This window comes from Proteus sp. Marseille-Q3619, from assembly GCF_965283115.1.
On the sequence record NZ_CBDIMP010000001.1, the window covers coordinates 370,596 to 387,052 of the forward strand.

21 protein-coding genes are annotated in these 16,457 nt (G+C 35.9%); 6 read left to right on the forward strand and 15 right to left on the reverse strand.

Features of this window, described 5'->3' with window-relative positions; all coding sequences use genetic code 11:
- Positions 1-13: 13 nt before the first annotated feature.
- From ACWPWK_RS01695 to phoH, 3 genes are all read right to left on the reverse strand, one after another.
- Positions 14-706, reverse strand: a complete 693-nt coding sequence (locus tag ACWPWK_RS01695; protein ID WP_109372171.1) for a fimbrial biogenesis chaperone — start codon at positions 704-706, stop codon at positions 14-16.
- 50 nt (positions 707-756) lie between these two features.
- Positions 757-1,347 (reverse strand): fimbrial protein, encoded by a 591-nt coding sequence (locus tag ACWPWK_RS01700; protein WP_100160253.1) that lies wholly within the window; start codon positions 1,345-1,347, stop codon positions 757-759.
- Between the two features lie 448 nt (positions 1,348-1,795).
- Positions 1,796-2,581, reverse strand: coding sequence for a phosphate starvation-inducible protein PhoH (gene phoH, locus ACWPWK_RS01705; RefSeq protein WP_109372169.1), 786 nt, complete (start codon positions 2,579-2,581; stop codon positions 1,796-1,798).
- A gap of 352 nt (positions 2,582-2,933) precedes the next feature.
- Between phoH and ACWPWK_RS01710 the strand changes: the two genes are divergently transcribed.
- Complete coding sequence (locus tag ACWPWK_RS01710) at positions 2,934-3,377, forward strand: methyltransferase family protein (RefSeq protein ID WP_109372167.1); 444 nt, start codon at positions 2,934-2,936, stop codon at positions 3,375-3,377.
- A gap of 15 nt (positions 3,378-3,392) precedes the next feature.
- Here the strand turns inward: ACWPWK_RS01710 and ACWPWK_RS01715 are convergent, their stop codons facing one another.
- Positions 3,393-4,376 (reverse strand): endonuclease, encoded by a 984-nt coding sequence (locus tag ACWPWK_RS01715; protein WP_109372165.1) that lies wholly within the window; start codon positions 4,374-4,376, stop codon positions 3,393-3,395.
- A 253-nt stretch (positions 4,377-4,629) separates the two neighbouring features.
- On the opposite strand from ACWPWK_RS01715, the gene ACWPWK_RS01720 reads away from it, so the two are divergent.
- Entirely contained in the window at positions 4,630-4,812 is a 183-nt protein-coding gene (locus tag ACWPWK_RS01720) for a hypothetical protein (RefSeq protein ID WP_064720096.1), read from the forward strand.
- A gap of 4 nt (positions 4,813-4,816) precedes the next feature.
- On the opposite strand, the gene ACWPWK_RS01725 is transcribed toward ACWPWK_RS01720, so the two are convergent.
- The 7 genes from ACWPWK_RS01725 to ACWPWK_RS01755 all read right to left on the reverse strand — a co-directional run bounded on the left by ACWPWK_RS01725 (position 4,817) and on the right by ACWPWK_RS01755 (position 9,426).
- Complete coding sequence (locus ACWPWK_RS01725) at positions 4,817-5,290, reverse strand: threonine/serine exporter (RefSeq protein WP_208623300.1); 474 nt, start codon at positions 5,288-5,290, stop codon at positions 4,817-4,819.
- A complete protein-coding gene (locus ACWPWK_RS01730; RefSeq protein WP_109372161.1) occupies positions 5,281-6,084 on the reverse strand; it encodes a threonine/serine exporter family protein in 804 nt (267 codons plus the stop codon). Before ACWPWK_RS01730 ends, ACWPWK_RS01725 begins: the two co-directional genes overlap by 10 nt.
- Before the next feature lie 301 nt (positions 6,085-6,385).
- The gene (locus ACWPWK_RS01735) at positions 6,386-6,799 is read right to left on the reverse strand and encodes a hypothetical protein (RefSeq protein ID WP_109372159.1); all 414 of its coding nucleotides are present in this window, start codon (positions 6,797-6,799) and stop codon (positions 6,386-6,388) included.
- A 210-nt stretch (positions 6,800-7,009) separates the two neighbouring features.
- A complete protein-coding gene (locus tag ACWPWK_RS01740; protein ID WP_023582008.1) occupies positions 7,010-7,447 on the reverse strand; it encodes a universal stress protein in 438 nt (145 codons plus the stop codon).
- 66 nt (positions 7,448-7,513) lie between these two features.
- Positions 7,514-7,852, reverse strand: coding sequence for a hypothetical protein (locus ACWPWK_RS01745; protein ID WP_072064066.1), 339 nt, complete (start codon positions 7,850-7,852; stop codon positions 7,514-7,516).
- A gap of 118 nt (positions 7,853-7,970) precedes the next feature.
- Positions 7,971-8,399, reverse strand: coding sequence for a universal stress protein (locus tag ACWPWK_RS01750; protein WP_036912874.1), 429 nt, complete (start codon positions 8,397-8,399; stop codon positions 7,971-7,973).
- A 142-nt stretch (positions 8,400-8,541) separates the two neighbouring features.
- Positions 8,542-9,426, reverse strand: coding sequence for an NAD(P)H-hydrate dehydratase (locus ACWPWK_RS01755; RefSeq protein ID WP_109372157.1), 885 nt, complete (start codon positions 9,424-9,426; stop codon positions 8,542-8,544).
- Positions 9,427-9,697: 271 nt separating this feature from the next.
- Here ACWPWK_RS01755 and ACWPWK_RS01760 point away from each other — a divergent pair, with 271 nt between their 5' ends.
- From ACWPWK_RS01760 to ACWPWK_RS01775, 4 genes are all read left to right on the forward strand, one after another.
- Complete coding sequence (locus ACWPWK_RS01760) at positions 9,698-9,919, forward strand: DUF2594 family protein (protein WP_006536484.1); 222 nt, start codon at positions 9,698-9,700, stop codon at positions 9,917-9,919.
- Between the two features lie 744 nt (positions 9,920-10,663).
- Complete coding sequence (locus ACWPWK_RS01765) at positions 10,664-11,026, forward strand: hypothetical protein (protein ID WP_023582004.1); 363 nt, start codon at positions 10,664-10,666, stop codon at positions 11,024-11,026.
- A gap of 360 nt (positions 11,027-11,386) precedes the next feature.
- Positions 11,387-12,364, forward strand: coding sequence for a porphobilinogen synthase (gene hemB, locus ACWPWK_RS01770; protein ID WP_072064069.1), 978 nt, complete (start codon positions 11,387-11,389; stop codon positions 12,362-12,364).
- A gap of 65 nt (positions 12,365-12,429) precedes the next feature.
- Complete coding sequence (locus ACWPWK_RS01775) at positions 12,430-12,891, forward strand: HIT family protein (RefSeq protein ID WP_109372155.1); 462 nt, start codon at positions 12,430-12,432, stop codon at positions 12,889-12,891.
- A gap of 117 nt (positions 12,892-13,008) precedes the next feature.
- Here ACWPWK_RS01775 and ACWPWK_RS01780 read toward each other — a convergent pair whose 3' ends face one another.
- The 4 genes from ACWPWK_RS01780 to codB all read right to left on the reverse strand — a co-directional run bounded on the left by ACWPWK_RS01780 (position 13,009) and on the right by codB (position 16,349).
- A complete protein-coding gene (locus ACWPWK_RS01780) occupies positions 13,009-13,353 on the reverse strand; it encodes a low molecular weight protein tyrosine phosphatase family protein (protein WP_109372153.1) in 345 nt (114 codons plus the stop codon).
- A gap of 2 nt (positions 13,354-13,355) precedes the next feature.
- Positions 13,356-13,574: a hypothetical protein gene (locus ACWPWK_RS01785; RefSeq protein ID WP_109372151.1), complete on the reverse strand. Its 219-nt coding sequence runs from the start codon at positions 13,572-13,574 to the stop codon at positions 13,356-13,358.
- 257 nt (positions 13,575-13,831) lie between these two features.
- Positions 13,832-15,109: a cytosine deaminase gene (locus ACWPWK_RS01790; RefSeq protein ID WP_109372149.1), complete on the reverse strand. Its 1,278-nt coding sequence runs from the start codon at positions 15,107-15,109 to the stop codon at positions 13,832-13,834.
- A complete protein-coding gene (gene codB / locus ACWPWK_RS01795) occupies positions 15,099-16,349 on the reverse strand; it encodes a cytosine permease (RefSeq protein WP_109372147.1) in 1,251 nt (416 codons plus the stop codon). The genes ACWPWK_RS01790 and codB overlap by 11 nt, the downstream gene beginning before the upstream one ends.
- Between the last annotated feature and the right edge of the window lie 108 nt (positions 16,350-16,457).

The window sequence follows — 16,457 nt, forward strand, 5'->3', positions numbered from 1 at the left end:
GATGTTATCTCTATTAGAGTTTAATATTCTGTGATTTATAGACACCAAAATCATCAACATAAATAACAACAGCGGAATTACTTTTTAATTTATTAATTAAAGGTAACTCACGAGAAGATAACGGCGGGATCATCTCAGAATCGACAAGCGTAACACGGGGTGTCTCTTGTGTAGAAATCGAGGCTATCGTGAAATGATACTGTGAGTTATTTTTAACTAAAACTTTATCACCATTTAATTGATAAGTTATTTTCTCATTAACAAGTTCTGGCTTATCAGTTAAATCTTTAGGACGATAAAAAACTTTAATTCTTGTTTTCATCGCTAATTGCAAATAGCTTTTTCCTTTTAATGCTTCGGCATTTTCTGGAATGTCGAGAATATTTAAATAGTATACTTGTTCAACATTTCCTGATAATTTTTCATTAGAATTTTTTATTCTTAATGTTTGTCCTTGCCTACCTGCTATTTTTACAATTGGTGGGTATAAATAAAAAGGAGAGTTTGCATCTTCAGGTGTGGAGTTTATATCACCATCATCTATCCAACTTTGCACGAGTGAAGCTAAATCACCATTGTTGGTTAATTGAAGATTAACACTATCGGTTCCTTCATAATAAATAACCCGTGTACCATTAATAATAATATTAGCAAATACACTCGTTGGTAACATCAATGCCATTAAAAAAACGATTAACTTTTTCATTATAAACATCCTAAAAAACCAGACCCAATATTGAGTCTGGTTTTTTTATATTATAAATAAGAAACAGTATAGATAACGTTAGAGTGTACTGGCCCTGTTTTAGCGGCTGTCGCATTTGTTTTATAGTAACTGGCAATTAAACGTAAAGTATCTGAATCAGGGGCGGTTTTGTCGCCTTTAATACCTGTATCAAAAGTTGCGTTCAATGGTATAGCAACTGTTGGCGCCGCAGGTGTTGATAAACTAAAGCCAACATTCTTTGCCACTAATGGATCATTTTCATTCGCGGTATCATTGACTAAATATAATCCACTGGTGGAAATAGTATTTGCAGATGAGAAATGTATCTTTAAATTACTTCCACTTGGCGTAGATGCAGGAGCACAATCAGAGAATGTCAAAGCAAACTCTTTTTGGTTTTTGGCAATAACAGTACTCGCCGTTGTTCCAGCATCTGTTACGGTAATAGGATCTAATAAAATAGAAAAGTCCGCACTGTTTCCTCCATTAATTGTACAGGTGGTATCACTAATAGCACCAGAGAAAGAGATTATTCCACCAGCGCTGTTGGTTGCAGCAAATGCCGACGTCGACAATATAGCCACTGATAATAATGACAGTGGGAGTTTATTTTTAAGCATATATAACCCCAAGAATAGACAAATATTTAATTAGCAAAAATAAGCTTCTATTATTGCCATCATTAACTAAAGGTGATGAAAGGAGACCCTAGTCAATTTGATATTAGTCATAATTTAAAAAACCAACAAATGAATTTATCCGCTTTTTTAAATCTGTGACTTAAGTCAAACTAAATCCAGCGTTATATTTAGTTAATATATAAATGTATTAATATTTAGCATTACTATCCAATTAAAAAATCATAAATAAAAGAACAATAACAATTAATTTATTAATAACAAGTCATAAAAAGAATAATCATGGATTTATTTATTTTGGAATTTTTTATTCAAATTAAATATTCCACAATTAATAAAAAGATAAATCACATCAAGAAAAATCAACAAATAAAAAGGCCACATTAGTATGCAGCCTTTTTAAATGTATACAAAAATTCCCATGCTCTATTTAATCATTATAAGCAGCTAATACATGTTGGCATAATGTAGAGCGTACACAATCTTCTTGCATAAATTTAATCACGCCTACACGATTATTGGCTTCAAATCGAATAAGAGCATCTGCTAATCCTGAATTTACATTTGAGGGTAAATCACACTGGGTAATATCTCCATTGACAACCACTGTAACATTTTCACCCATACGAGTTAGAAATAACTTCATTTGATTTACCGTCACATTTTGCGCTTCATCTAAAATAACAAATGCATTTTCAAAAGTACGGCCTCGCATATAAGCAAAAGGCGCAATTTCGACTTTACCGATTTCAGGTCTTAAACAGTATTGTAAAAATGAAGCACCTAAACGTTTGACTAATACGTCATAGACAGGACGAAAATAGGGTGCAAACTTTTCAGCGATATCACCGGGTAAGAAACCAAGATCCTCATCAGCTTGCAACACAGGTCGAGTAACAATGATACGTTCTATTTCTTTATTAATTAAGGCATCGGCAGCCATTGCAGCGCTGAGAAAGGTTTTACCACAGCCCGCTTCCCCTGTGGCAAAAATAAGATTCTGGTGTTTAATTGCATTTATATATTGGCGTTGTGCTTCGTTGCGAGGAGATAACACCCTCTCATCACGCTTTTCTCTGGCCATACCAATTGTATTGATATCCCCAAATCCTGGTAAGACCATAACATTATCTCGATGTGCCCCATTACGTTGCTCTTTACGTGAGGTACGTTTATTTTCTCGGCGTAAACGTGTTGCTGCTTTTTGTCTACTCATAGTGGAATTTATCCTTGTTAGTCTTCAAAAAGTCATCGACATCTCCGTTTATATTCCATTCACTTACCGATGAGTCCCCTTCAGACCCTGTTTAGTCGCAAAAAACAAAAAAACCGGTCACAATCCTGAACATTAAACATCAATGAACGGTTGTTGCCGGTTTTCTGTGAGTAACGAGATATTTCCATTGCTTCTGTCATTCATATTCCCCATCATGGAGTTAGAGTGAAAATTAACGAAGCTTTATGACAGTATAATGACAAAAGAAAAATATTTTCAATACTGAAATGATTTATAACGAGATGGACTTAACATAAAAATAACAATTAAGTGTTATTTTAGGGGGAAGTAAATGAATTTCTTGCGATTACCTTTTATTTATTGGTTATTACTTAACCTAATTCCATTTATTGGTTTTGAACTTCACTCTGGCTCTCTCAAAATGGGCTTCTTTTTTTACCTCGGTTTGCTCACCATTACGACTTCAGGGATCTGGCTTTTTTATTGCCTCTCATTTTTTATTAAACAAAAAACCTCTCCTAACCCCAATCACACCCCTCGACAATTAGTAATAAGTGGCCCTTATAAAATAAGTCGCAATCCTATGTATCTCGGTTTCTTAGATATTAGTATTGGGTTATTTTTTATTTTTGGTAATTGGGGATTTTTGGGCGCGGCAATTGCGTTTTACTTTATTACTGATCGCTATACGATAGTGCGTGAAGAGAAAATCTTAAGTGAATTATTTCCACAAGCGTGGCAACAATATTGTCGCCACGTTCGTCGTTGGATGTAATCTAAATAATTACGATTAAGGCTGTTTACAGTTATTAGCTAAACGGTAACCTGCCTTAATGGCCTCACTTTCTGTTTTAAATAAAACCGCATTTTTATCTGACATTGTTTTATAACCTGAGCAATGTGCAAAATGGTAGATCTTGCTATTTACATTACCCTTAATGTCTCCCGATTGTGGTGTACTGGCTTGTTTCGGTGTTTCCACTTTGGCTCTAGTCACTGGCGTACTATTTGTTGCAGATAATCCTGCACCACTATTTTTATGCCCTAATTGCCATTTCATTTCACCCGTTACAAAAGGATTATGATATCCAACAATACGAGCAATACGGCTATCACGCTCTTTTTCCCATGCGGTTGGTGGATACGCATTATCCCAAGCCATTAATAACTGTTGCTGCTGACGTGACATTGAGAGGTTATAACGGTCGTGTAAATAGAAATAAACTCTTGCCACTTGACCTTTGACTTCATTACGAGGTTCAAAAGTGCGAGAAGCAAAGTCAACACGACTACGACATTGCCCATATTGATAAGGTGCTTGAGCGGGTAATTGTCCAAAACTAAAATTGCTACGATCACCGTTAACTTCACCAATAGATGGCGCTAAGTTATGTAAATCGGCTTCGATTTTGCCAAAAACAGGATCGTTTTTCACACAGTTAGTTCGACCTCCATTTTGCCAACATTGACGTTGATGCCCAAAAACCCATGCTGGAACAATATGTTCCCACTCAATACGAGCCGCTCTTGTTTGCTGTGTTCTCACTTGATAACCACAACTGGCTAAATCAACACGACCTCCCGATTTCCCTACCCATTCCCAATCACAACCACAATAAATCGTTCCTTGTGATTTTTGATTCTGATCATAATAAATACGTTCTTTTGCTATCTCTTTCGCTTTCGTGAAATTTTCAGGGGCTTGTGCTTGAACATTTAGCCCAATAACAAATAAACCCAACACAACCGCGGTATAGTGTAATATTTTTCTCAAAGTGGTATCTGCCTTACTCTTTATTTTATTAAACCCAATAAGAATTATCTTTAATAACCAACTGATAATCTTATTTTTATTTTGCCTAATATTATCTTTTTTTGATTTATTTTGGGCAATCTTTCTTGCTATTTTTTGTATAAAAAATAAAACAATAAGCGTGAATGGTGATAGAAAAAGCCGTTATTCTCGACATTAACGCAAAAGGGATTTGCTATGGTTTACTCCATCAATGATTTGGAGAAATTTAAAAATGAATGAGAATATGCTGAATTTGATGGACGAATTAGTCGAGATAACAAAAAAGCATGCGAATAACGAAGATGTTAAAGCGCATGCCAGTTTAGAATCTGAGAATAAATTACGAATTCAAATTATTATTTCCGACAAAAATGAGCTAGATATTACATTAAATTCGCTACAACACGCCGTATAAGCTTTTATACACTCGGACGCTTGCGATACAACCATAATCCCGGCAAGGATAGCCCGATAGAGAGCGCACCGACAATAAATGAAGCTTTAAGGAAATTAGTAACTAAAGCTTCAAAAATTTCCGCGCTATAACCAATTTGCGTTAACTTCACCACTGAGATCATCGCTATATATGCATTTATTCCAGGGAACATAGGAATAATCGCTGCAACAGTAAAGACTTTAGGGTGTGCAAGCCACCAGCGTGACCATTGAATACCTATGCACCCCACTAAAATAGCAGCACAAAAACTTGCCCACTCAATGTTCATACCACTCATCACTAAAATAGTACGAAAGCCGTGGCCTATTGCGCCTAATAATGCGCAATATTTTAATGCCCTTGAAGGTACATTAAATACCATTGCAAAACCCACCGCAGGAATAGCAGCTAAAATCATATCTTCAATCAGGGTAAGAATTATCGTTATTATGCCCAATCTCTTAACCCCCATACTGCCATGGCTAAAATAACGCCTAGACAGGTTGCCAATGTTAACATTGTTGCCATTGCCCAACGCGCTAAGCCAGTATTAACATGCCCTTTAAACATATCAGCAACGGCATTAATTAAAGGAAATCCGGGAACCAACAATAAGACGCTAGCAGCCATTGAAATAGTCGCTGTAGTTTGAAAATAAGAGAGCTTTAATAATAGCCCTGAAACTGAAGTCGCTACAAATGCCGTAATACAGAAATTAATTAATGGATTCATTTGGCGATGTGTTAATGCTTGGCGTACAAACATACCAAGACCACCACCAATGGCAGAAACTAAAAAGCCATCCCAATTACCACCATTTAATTTAGAGAAACAACCACAAGATAAGGCAACCATAAAAATAATTGTCCAACGTGGATAACGTAATGGTTTTATATGCTCAAAGCGTTTTCTGGCTTCATGAATATCTGCAAGATGATGTTCAACCAAAATAACAATATGCTGAACTTCTGTCACAACATGCATATTAATGCCACGGTCGACTATCTTTCGTGTTGATGTTTGGCAATGCCCGTTAACAATCGTGGTTAATACAACTGCATTAGCAGAAATTGCGCTTTCGACTTGATGTACACCTAAAGCTAAACCTAGACGGGTTGAAAGCTGTTCAACCAGCATACTTTCTGCGCCATGTTGCAATAGCAACAACGCAGTTTGAATACATAACTTGGTAATTTCACGCTGTTTATCTTGTGAAATGGCTGTGCACTCCGCCATTATCTCATTATCCATACTATGCCTTAGTTTTAATCAAAAACGAGCCATTGCTAATATAAAGTTTATCAGCATAGCTCGTTTCTCGCTCTATTATCTTTCAATACTATTATGAACAAATAAAATATTTTAGGCTGTAGGTAGATCAATTTTATCGATGGATAGCCATAAATATTGGCATAGGAAAGTACAATACAATGATAAATACCCATTCTTGTTTTTAAATCGCATCATCAAATAGCTATCGCTATTTTAATAAAAAAGCACTCATACAAGTGCTTTATAAACTAATTTAATGCAGGAAATTAATAAGATTTAATTACTTCATTAATTCATCAGCTTGGATATACGATCCATCCAGCGTTTCTGCAACAAATACAGAAACACCATAAACAGCAGAAATAACAGAAGAGAGTTGTACTAATTGCTCTTTATCATTTTTTTGTGGATCGGCGGTCATTATCATGCCAGCGCAATATTCACTAAGAAGCGTTTTCCCCTCTTTAAGCCAGCGCCTAACCGCTTTCATCCCCTCCATATCTTCTTTTTTATGCTCTTTATCCTTTTTGTTGATAGATGGGTAAACCAAGACAAATTTTCTTTTTTCGTTTAGTACAACATCCATTTCTGCAGTCCAGTTATTTGCATCTTCCAATGTTTCTGGAAAAATTTTCATCGTAATAACAGGAAATTGTTCAACATCCATAACAACAAAATTTTTATTATTCAACATAATACTCATCTCTAATTAATAATAATCACCTCAATTTAGAATGACTATCATTCTCAATCAATAAAGATCCGAGTATTTAAAATAAAACCGCATTAATAAGCAATCACAAGCGCAAATCAATTTAAAATGGCAATGCTTAAATGCAAAAATAAAAAACCCCTAAATAGATATCTAGGGGCTTCATACTATTTTCTAATATTTATAAAGATTTTAGCGAACAACTAATACGGATTGTTTAGCATAAGCGACAATACCTGATGCATTTGAGCCTAATAGGTGTGTTGAAATACTTGGACGACGAGAGCCTATTACAATCAAATCAGCATGAATTTTTTCAGCCAGCTCTAAAACTTTATCTCTCGCAGAACCAAATACAGCTGAAAATTCAACTTGTTCATTTGGCAAATCAATACCATTAGCTAATTCTTGCAGTTGTTCTTGTACACGCTCAAGTGCTTTATTTGCAAAAGAACTGAGCATGTCATAATGGTAACTATAACTAATAGAGAAACGTGAAATATCAGGAATAGCATGGAAAAGATGTAGTTTTGCGCCTTCTAATTTAGCAATATAAACAGCGTGTTGTAAGGCTTTAGTCGTTAACTCATCTTCTGAAATATCAACAGGTACTAGAATTGTCTTGTACATAGCAACTCCTCATTATCAGATTATTGTCTGTTTATTATTGTAGCGTTAAACCCACAGCTTGCTTATTTAATCTTCCTCAAGATGCCATTTATGCAATTGTCGATGAATAAAAGGTGTCACTACAAGCCCAATCGATAAAATAAAAACACACTGAAGAAATAAACCATAGATTGCAATAAAAAAGCGCCCTGTTGGGGTTGCAGGTGCTGGCTCTACTGGCTGACCACTTAACATAGAGATTGCATTTAATGAAGACTCCATAAAGGTATGCCCTTCAATTAAATAAAACCCTAATACGCCGGGTAATAATCCTAAGAAAAAGAAAATAGAGCCTATTACATAATAGCGTAAGATGCGTAGAATAAAATGATCGAGCCTTAAAAGTTCTTCGGTAAATTTTTCCATTCTTATCCACTTTCTAGACTGTTTATTCAATAAACTGCTTATTGAATAAATAAGATAAGCTACGCAAAAAAACTAAAATATATGCTATGAGGGATGCTCATAGCATATTAGTAATATATTAACGAACAACTAACACTGAAATTTCAGCATAGCGAACAACACCCGCTGCCGTTGAGCCTAATAAATGAGTACTAATATTAGGTCTACGTGAACCAATCACAATTAAGTCTGCTTGAATATCTTTTGCTGTGACCAAAATTTCATCACGAGGTGAGCCAAAAGTAACCGTATAAGCGACCTTTTCAGCAGGCAAATCCACCGAATCTACCAACATTTGCATATCATTCTCTGCTTTCACTGTCGCTTTATCTTTAATTTCTGGATAACCCAATGAATAAGCATTAATGATTGCTGAAGAGATAGGAAGAACATGAATTAAATGTAAATTAGCTCCTGTTTCTTTGGCTAAATACACAGCATGTCGTACCGCTTTACTGGTTAACTCTTCTTCCACAATATCAATAGGCACTAAAATCGTTTTATACATAATAACTCCTCTTAACTCTCCATTTGCCTTAATCCTATCGCAATAACCCAAAGATTACTGTGAGTGAATTAACTAAAAACAACCTAATCTTAATATAAACCTACTTTAATTATTAATACGTTAAGCTAAAAAATAAAAGCGATTATTCAAAATAGTTTGCATTATGTTGTTGTGATAATGTCCATATTTGATTGCGAATATTCCGGATAGTATCAATCAATTCTGATGCAGTTAATCCGATTGGTCCAATACCTTTTTTAACTAAAATATCCGCCGACATTCCATGTATCCAAACAGCACTTCTCACCGCATCCGCCATTGTCATTCCTTGTGCTAAAAAACTTCCCATAATGCCTGTTAGCACATCACCGCTCCCTGCGGTTGATAATCCACTATTACCAGTTGTATTAATTGTGATTTCCCCTTTCGGAGAAGTCACTACGGTATGTTGACCTTTGATAATTGCCCAGCAATGATAAATCTTCGCAATTTCTTTCGCCGCTTCTTCTCTATTATTTTGAATATCATTTAGCGTGCAATTAAGCAAAATAGACGCTTCTTTAGGGTGTGGTGTTAATACACAGTGCTGATTAAGTGAGAGTTCTGATTTAAGCTTAGCCATTAACACTAATGCATCCGCATCAAAAACATAAGGTCTATTTTCATTACGCTGAGCTAAAGCTATTGATAAGATTTCTTCAGAATTTGCAGATAATCCTAATCCACACCCAATCGCCCAAGCAGAAATATCTTGCTGATTTATCAACGCTTGTGCTGTTTTAAGCATAAGCTCTGGTGCACTATCAATAAAAGGGATAGGAAGTTGTGATTGAGCAAAACCAAGAAATACCTTTCCACACCCTGCTTTCAATGCACTTTTACCTGCTAACACAATAGCACCGCTCATTCCTTCTGAGCTGCCTACAATGCCTAATGTGCCGAATGTTCCTTTATGTGTATTTCCTGATTTGCGCTGATAAAGTGCGGGATAATGAGTGATAGCCTGTAATAATTGTTCTTCATTCATATTATTTTCCCTTTTTCTGCATTTTTCTTATTACTCGCAATGGTTGCTCTACCACATTTTGTTTGTATTAACGTTAAAAGCATAACGTTCAAAGTATAGCCTGATTTCGACTAATAAATGGGATCACTGGCTATTTTGTCTTTTTATCATGCTAACAAATTCAATATGATAAAATGCTTTCATTATCGCTATTCATACCTTGCTGAGACTTTGCTATTCTAATGACCTAGCCTGATATGATTTATAAATTAAAGACAAAGGAACGTAGATAATGAACGAGAAGTTTAAAACACAAGCAGATGTAGAAACATTGGCAGAAGAAGTGGCTTGCTTAAAAACACTAGTCACCTATATGTTAAAAGCATTAGGTCAAGCAGATGCTGGACGTGTTATTTTAAACATTGAACGTGCTATTGCAGAAGTTGATGATGAAAAACAAGCAGAAACATTCCGTAATACGATTAGCCAAATTAAGACAGCCTATCGTCAATAATACATTTATTTTCGAATTGAGTACTCGTACATATTTTTATTCTATTTTCTAATCTTTTTGTGCTGCACAAATAAACAAATTTTGATTTCAAATTTCCTATATACTTAATCTCGAAATAAACCATTCTTTATTCATTTAGCTACCCCTCTATCTTTATAGAGGGGATTTTTTTTTCTTTTACCCACCTCAATATTTCTATTCAAATTATTTTCATATCATCCAAATGATAATGAGTTTGTTTTCTTTTGGTGTATTTAACCAATAGTCACTATCAAAACTTATTTTTGTTTAAAAATTTTAATGTTATTTGGATTAAATAATAGAATTAGAAATCTTGCCATCATTGCCAACACGAACATAAATTAACTTATTAAATACAATGTATTAAAATTATCTCAATGATAACTGATAATCACTTAACTTTTTTATTCTGTTTTTTATATTTAAAGCGCACATTTTGTTACTTTTAACACAAATAAAAATTAATCGTATAAAATGTAAATAAAGATAAATCCTAATATTATTGTATTTTGAGTTATTTTATATATTGTAAATTGTAAAGTTTTATTAAGTCAAAATTTGCTAGCTTATTGTCCCTAAACACAATTATAGCGAAAGCAGCTAAAACCAATAGGATTAAAAATATTAACTATTTATATTTTTACACTTTTTCTGATTTATCGTCACTCCTGTTTATATGTTACACTCAATAAATATGTACTAAAAAATAAACATGAGGCTAAAATGAAACCACTTCTCTTATCTCTGCTATTATTACCTGCTGTTGCTTTTGCAAACCCAACAAAAATGGCTGATGATTACTGCGATACTTTTAAAGATATCTCAATTAAAGCTTATGATACAAAAGAGCCAGCAGAGAAAATTGCTAAAGATGCAATGGCCTCTCTGAGTGCAAAGAAATTTGATTTTGCAAAACTGGAAGCAACTGAAGCACAATTCACTGAAGGTGCTATTGAGGTTGTTAATTCTTTACGTGAAGCCAAATCTGAAATTGGTTCTCGCGCAGAGTTCCAAGATGGTTTAACTCAAATTGTTGCAGCTTGTAAAATTCAAATGGTTGCAGCATTAGAAGAGCCCAAAAAATAATCTTCTCATCAAAGAATGGGTAAAAATCAATATAAAGAGTAGAAATTATCCTGCTCTTTTTTATTTTCCCCTCACCTATTCCTCTATTCCTCTATTCCTCTATTCCTCTATTCCTCTATTCCTCTATTCCTCTATTCTATAACTAACTTTAACTAACTTTCTATACTCTAAATAATTCAAAATGTAGCTAGGCGACTAGTGAATGAGTCGCTAGGAGCATACATAAGTATGTGACTAGTGCGAATGAACGTAGCCAACAACGCTACAACTTCAAATATGACGAGTATTCTATCTATGGATATTAAGGTCTATAATACCTCGGTAAATACTTGTTAGTACTGGCCATAAAAAGGAGATATTGTGAGCAACGAACAATCCATCCAGCGTTTAAGAAGACTACGCCAGTCAGAAAACCTGCGCGCGCTCTTTCAAGAAACAACTCTGACTAAAAATGATCTCGCTCTGCCTATCTTTGTAGAAGAAGGGCTTGATGATTACCAACCGATAAAAAGCATGCCAGGTGTCGTTCGTATTCCTGAAAAACGCCTTGCTTATGAAATTGAACGCATTGCAAAAGCAGGCATTAAAACTGTTATGACTTTTGGCGTATCACATCACCTTGATGAAACAGGAAGTGATGCTTGGAAAAGTGACGGTTTAGTTTCTCGCATGTCTCGTATTTGTAAAGATGCCGTACCAGAAATGATTGTCATGTCTGATACCTGTTTTTGTGAATACACATCACATGGTCACTGTGGTGTTTTACATGGTGAACATGTTGATAATGATGAAACTATCTATAATTTAGGGCTTCAAGCTGTTGCTGCTGCACAAGCGGGTGCTGATTTTATCGCGCCATCAGCGGCAATGGACGGCCAAGTCGCTGCTATTCGTGCCGCACTTGATAAAGCAGGATTTAGCGACACAGGTATTGTTTCTTACTCGACTAAATTTGCTTCTGCCTTATATGGTCCTTTCCGCGATGCAGCAGGCTCTCGTTTAATTGGTGATCGTAAAACTTATCAAATGAATCCAATGAACCGCCGTGAAGCGATCCGTGAATCATTAATTGATGAGCAAGAAGGCGCTGATATGCTGATGGTAAAACCAGCAGGCGCTTATTTAGATATTATTCGCGATGTGCGTGAACGTACTTTATTACCTTTAGCAGCTTATCAAATCAGCGGTGAATATGCGCAAATTAAATTTGCGGCATTAGCGGGTGCAATCGATGAAGATCGTGTGGTAATGGAGACTTTAGGCTCAATTAAACGTGCAGGTGCAGATTTAATTCTATCTTACTTCGCACTTGATTTAGCAGAAAGAAATCTACTTTAATCACCTTATACGCTAAGTAATTCAATAAGTTGAAGTATGTAGAATATAGATATGAGGCTACAACTATGGATAACTGTATTTTCTGCCAAATCGTTGCGGGTAAAGCGCCTTGCCATAAAATTTGGGAGGATGATCATCATCTTGCTTTCCTCTCTATTTTTCCCAATACCAAAGGTTTTACCGTTGTTATTCCCAAAAAGCACTACCCGAGTTATGCGTTTGATTTAAACGATGAAGCTTTAGCATTATTGGTTATCGCGACAAAAAAAGTAGCAAAAATCTTAGATAAAACATTTCCCGATGTTTCACGCTCAGGAATGTTTTTTGAAGGGTTTGGGGTTGATCATGTTCATAGTAAACTTAGCCCGATGCACGGCACAGGTGATATGACAAAATGGGCGCCTATTGAAAATAAACAAAAGATTTTCTTTGAGAAATACCCTGGATATCTTTCATCGCATGATTTTGAACGCGCGAGTGATGAAGAACTGGCTCAATTAGCTGCGCTGATTAGAAAAAACAGCTGATAAATATAAGAAAATAGAAATTTAAACTCACTCTTCTTATACACAGAATATTCAAGGCATAAAAAACGCCCAGTCTTAATTTTTAAGCTGAGCGTTTTTTTATCAAGATTAAAAGCATTATTTCGTTGAAAGTTGAGCTTCCATCGGTAAATAAGGCTGAATTTTCTGTTCGAGAAGTTCAATTAATGCCGGATCGTTAAAGCGATAATTATCAGGTATTCCTAATACATGTGCTTTTTTATAGCGCATGGTCGTCGGAAAATGAGCAGATAATCGATTTAAATGTTTAGATTCCATGACAAGCACTAAATCAGCCCATTTTAGTAATTCATTATCAACCACACATAGCGCATCTTTGCGCATACCTGCCGAAAGTGTATTAATGCCTTCTCTATCTGCAAACAACAGTTCTGCGGTTGGGCTTCGCCATTGATTTTTACTGCAAATAAATAAGATATTCATCATTACTCACTATCAGATAACGCATTTAATCGACGCTGACTACGAGAAATTCTTGGGTATTCAATTCCAAGTTGCGCAGCTCTGGTCATTTTTAGTGATCGAGTATATAAATTAGACCATTTTTTTTCTGGTTTAAACATCACTCGAGAACAACCCATTTCTTGATGTTTATTTTTGCGGTTAACACATTGGCGCCAACCACGATCTCTTGGTATAGACATAAAAAACCTCTCAGATTAAAGGGATAGCAGCCGCAGTAATACGGAGAGGATCTAACCATGCGTTATTCTAGTTGAATCGAATAAATCTGCAATGGTTTATTTTTACACAAATATGAATAAGCGAATTTTTATTTATCTAGCAAAATATTTAGCAAAATAAAAAGAAAACAGGTATTAAATCTTTATAAAAAAATAACGGATAAGTGATTAATCGACTTATCCGTTTTATCTGTTATTCGAAAATCCAACTTGTTAGATTATTTATAATTAATCGCTGTTGGCTTATCTAACATAATTTCTGTTTTCGCCGGCTCTGTTTGTGCAATCACTTTACCGTGGCGAATTGAATAACGTACAGGTACTTGACGGCGTAAGGCATCAAATCCATTATCTGCGGGCAAAATAATAAAGTTTGCACTATTTCCTATTTCAACACCGTAGTCCGTTAAGGCCAATGTTTTCGCACTATTATGACTAATTAACTGTAACCCATTATCAATTTGACCATAGCCCATTAATTGGCAAACATGCAGTCCCATATGTAAGACTTGAAGCATATTTGCTGTGCCTAATGGATACCAAGGATCAAAAACATCATCATGACCAAAGCAAACATTAATATTACTTTCTAGCATCTCTTTTACACGAGTAATACCGCGACGCTTTGGATAAGTATCAAAACGACCTTGCAAGTGAATATTAACTAAAGGATTCGCCACAAAGTTAATACCAGACATTCTTAATAAACGGAATAAACGCGAAGTATAAGCCCCATTATAAGAATGCATTGCGGTTGTATGACTTGCTGTTACTCTTGAGCCCATATTTTCTTTATGTGCTAAAGCGGCAACAGTTTCAACAAAGCGAGATTGTTCATCATCAATTTCATCACAATGAACATCAATTAAGCGATCATATTTTTGTGCTAATGCAAAGGTTTTATGCAGTGATTCAACACCATATTCACGCGTAAATTCAAAGTGAGGAATAGCACCGACAACATCAGCACCTAATTTTAATGCTTCTTCTAATAAAGCTTCACCATTAGGGTAAGACAAAATACCTTCTTGTGGAAAAGCAACAATTTGCAAATCAATCCAAGGTTTAATTTCTTCTTTCACTTCCAGCATGGCTTTTAATGCTGTCAGCGATGCATCCGAAACATCAACATGGGTTCTAACATGTTGAATACCATTAGCAATTTGCCATTGAAGCGTTTGCCATGCACGTTGTTTAACATCATCATGAGTTAACAGCGCTTTTCTTTCAGCCCAACGCTCGATACCCTCAAATAACGTTCCCGATTGATTCCAATTCGGTTGTCCTGCTGTTTGTGTTGTATCTAAATGAATATGAGGTTCAACAAAAGGAGCGTGAACTAAACCACCTTGCGCATCTAATGCTTCAGGATGAAAGTTATTTTCAGGTTGTGGCTCTATCGCTTCAATTTTATTGTTTTTAAGCGTAATGCGCCACAAACCCTCTTTTCCAACGAGACGAGCATGATTAATTTGTTCGATATTCTTACCCAGCATGACTTATCTCCGCTTGTCGAGCTGTACGACGATTTAATATTGGATTTAACACAGCGTAACTAATTGCACCACCTAATACTGCGTTAACAGGTACGATGCCTGGTAACCAGTGCCCCGCGGCAATACCAATTGCAACAGCCAGTAATGCGACCCAGTTAACTGATTGCATTTTATCTGCATTGAAGGTGTTATAACGATCTTTATTCATCAGATAATCTGCAATGATAACACCACCTACTGGTGGAATTGCGGCAGATAAAAAGGTTAACCAGCCAACAAAGTTATTATAGAGCCATAATGCACACAGTGTACCGACAATGCCATTTATCACTGAAAGCTTTTTGCTTGATAAGCCTGTAATATTGGCAAATCCTAATCCAGAGGCATATAACGCATTATCATTGGTTGTCCAAATATTTAAGCCTAATACGACAATCGCTGGAAGTAATAATCCTTGCGCAATCATCACATCAGAAATATCTGCCATTCCCAATGAAGCGGCACCTGCTGCACCAAAGACAAACATCAATGTATTGCCTAAAAAGAACGCAACAATTGCGACAACCACTGCAACTTTAGGGTTTCGTCCAAAGCGGACAAAGTCAGCTGTAAGCGTTCCCGCACTAATAAACGATCCGACAACCATCGCCAGCGCTAAATTAAAATCTAATGGCTGAGCGGGCTTAACACCCATTAACGTTGAAAGCCCGCCCATATCATGTATGGCAAGATAAACAGAGTAACTGCCAAGGATAGCGATTGCTGGAACAGCAATGATAGAGAGAACGGTGAGAGCGGAAATGCCGAAGAATACAGTGATGGTCATTAAAATGCCGGAAACGGCGATGAGGAGATTAATATCAATACCAGTGGCTTTTCCTACCGGGATGGCAAACATTGCCACACCCACACCAAACCAACCAACTTGAGTACCACCGAGTAAAAATGAGGGAAGCCAAGAACCTTTAATACCGAAAGAGTAACGCGCGAGGAGATGAGTAGTAAGACCTGTTTTTGAACCAATAAAACCAAGAAATGCGGTGTAGATACCAAGAAGAAGATTACCAATTAGAACTGCGAGGAAGAAATCATTGAAGGAAAGACCAGTACCAAGAGCGCCGCCAGTCCACATACTGGCTGAAAAAAACGTTAATCCCAACATCACAAAGGTTAACGCCAATCCACCCTTTCTTGCGGATATGGGCACAGGGCCCTGACTATAATTGTTGTCCTGAGACACTTTAACCTCCTATTCATTTCACCTAGCCAAAAAAATCTGACGAATTCTATCTACATAAAAATATTATGCAAACGTTTTCGTTGTCTGTTTATTATAATTAATGGAACG

Coding starts and splice junctions, on each gene's coding strand:
- ACWPWK_RS01720 (WP_064720096.1), top strand. CDS start 4,630: ATGAATGAGAATATGCTGAATTTGATGGACGAATTAGTCGAGATAACA.
- ACWPWK_RS01785 (WP_109372151.1), bottom strand. CDS start 13,574: ATGTCTATACCAAGAGATCGTGGTTGGCGCCAATGTGTTAACCGCAAA.
- ACWPWK_RS01790 (WP_109372149.1), bottom strand. CDS start 15,109: ATGCTGGGTAAGAATATCGAACAAATTAATCATGCTCGTCTCGTTGGA.
- ACWPWK_RS01780 (WP_109372153.1), bottom strand. CDS start 13,353: ATGAATATCTTATTTATTTGCAGTAAAAATCAATGGCGAAGCCCAACC.
- ACWPWK_RS01755 (WP_109372157.1), bottom strand. CDS start 9,426: ATGAATGAAGAACAATTATTACAGGCTATCACTCATTATCCCGCACTT.
- ACWPWK_RS01760 (WP_006536484.1), top strand. CDS start 9,698: ATGAACGAGAAGTTTAAAACACAAGCAGATGTAGAAACATTGGCAGAA.
- ACWPWK_RS01740 (WP_023582008.1), bottom strand. CDS start 7,447: ATGTACAAGACAATTCTAGTACCTGTTGATATTTCAGAAGATGAGTTA.
- ACWPWK_RS01735 (WP_109372159.1), bottom strand. CDS start 6,799: ATGTTGAATAATAAAAATTTTGTTGTTATGGATGTTGAACAATTTCCT.
- ACWPWK_RS01750 (WP_036912874.1), bottom strand. CDS start 8,399: ATGTATAAAACGATTTTAGTGCCTATTGATATTGTGGAAGAAGAGTTA.
- ACWPWK_RS01745 (WP_072064066.1), bottom strand. CDS start 7,852: ATGGAAAAATTTACCGAAGAACTTTTAAGGCTCGATCATTTTATTCTA.
- ACWPWK_RS01765 (WP_023582004.1), top strand. CDS start 10,664: ATGAAACCACTTCTCTTATCTCTGCTATTATTACCTGCTGTTGCTTTT.
- ACWPWK_RS01775 (WP_109372155.1), top strand. CDS start 12,430: ATGGATAACTGTATTTTCTGCCAAATCGTTGCGGGTAAAGCGCCTTGC.
- phoH (WP_109372169.1), bottom strand. CDS start 2,581: ATGAGTAGACAAAAAGCAGCAACACGTTTACGCCGAGAAAATAAACGT.
- ACWPWK_RS01700 (WP_100160253.1), bottom strand. CDS start 1,347: ATGCTTAAAAATAAACTCCCACTGTCATTATTATCAGTGGCTATATTG.
- ACWPWK_RS01730 (WP_109372161.1), bottom strand. CDS start 6,084: ATGGATAATGAGATAATGGCGGAGTGCACAGCCATTTCACAAGATAAA.
- ACWPWK_RS01695 (WP_109372171.1), bottom strand. CDS start 706: ATGAAAAAGTTAATCGTTTTTTTAATGGCATTGATGTTACCAACGAGT.
- ACWPWK_RS01710 (WP_109372167.1), top strand. CDS start 2,934: ATGAATTTCTTGCGATTACCTTTTATTTATTGGTTATTACTTAACCTA.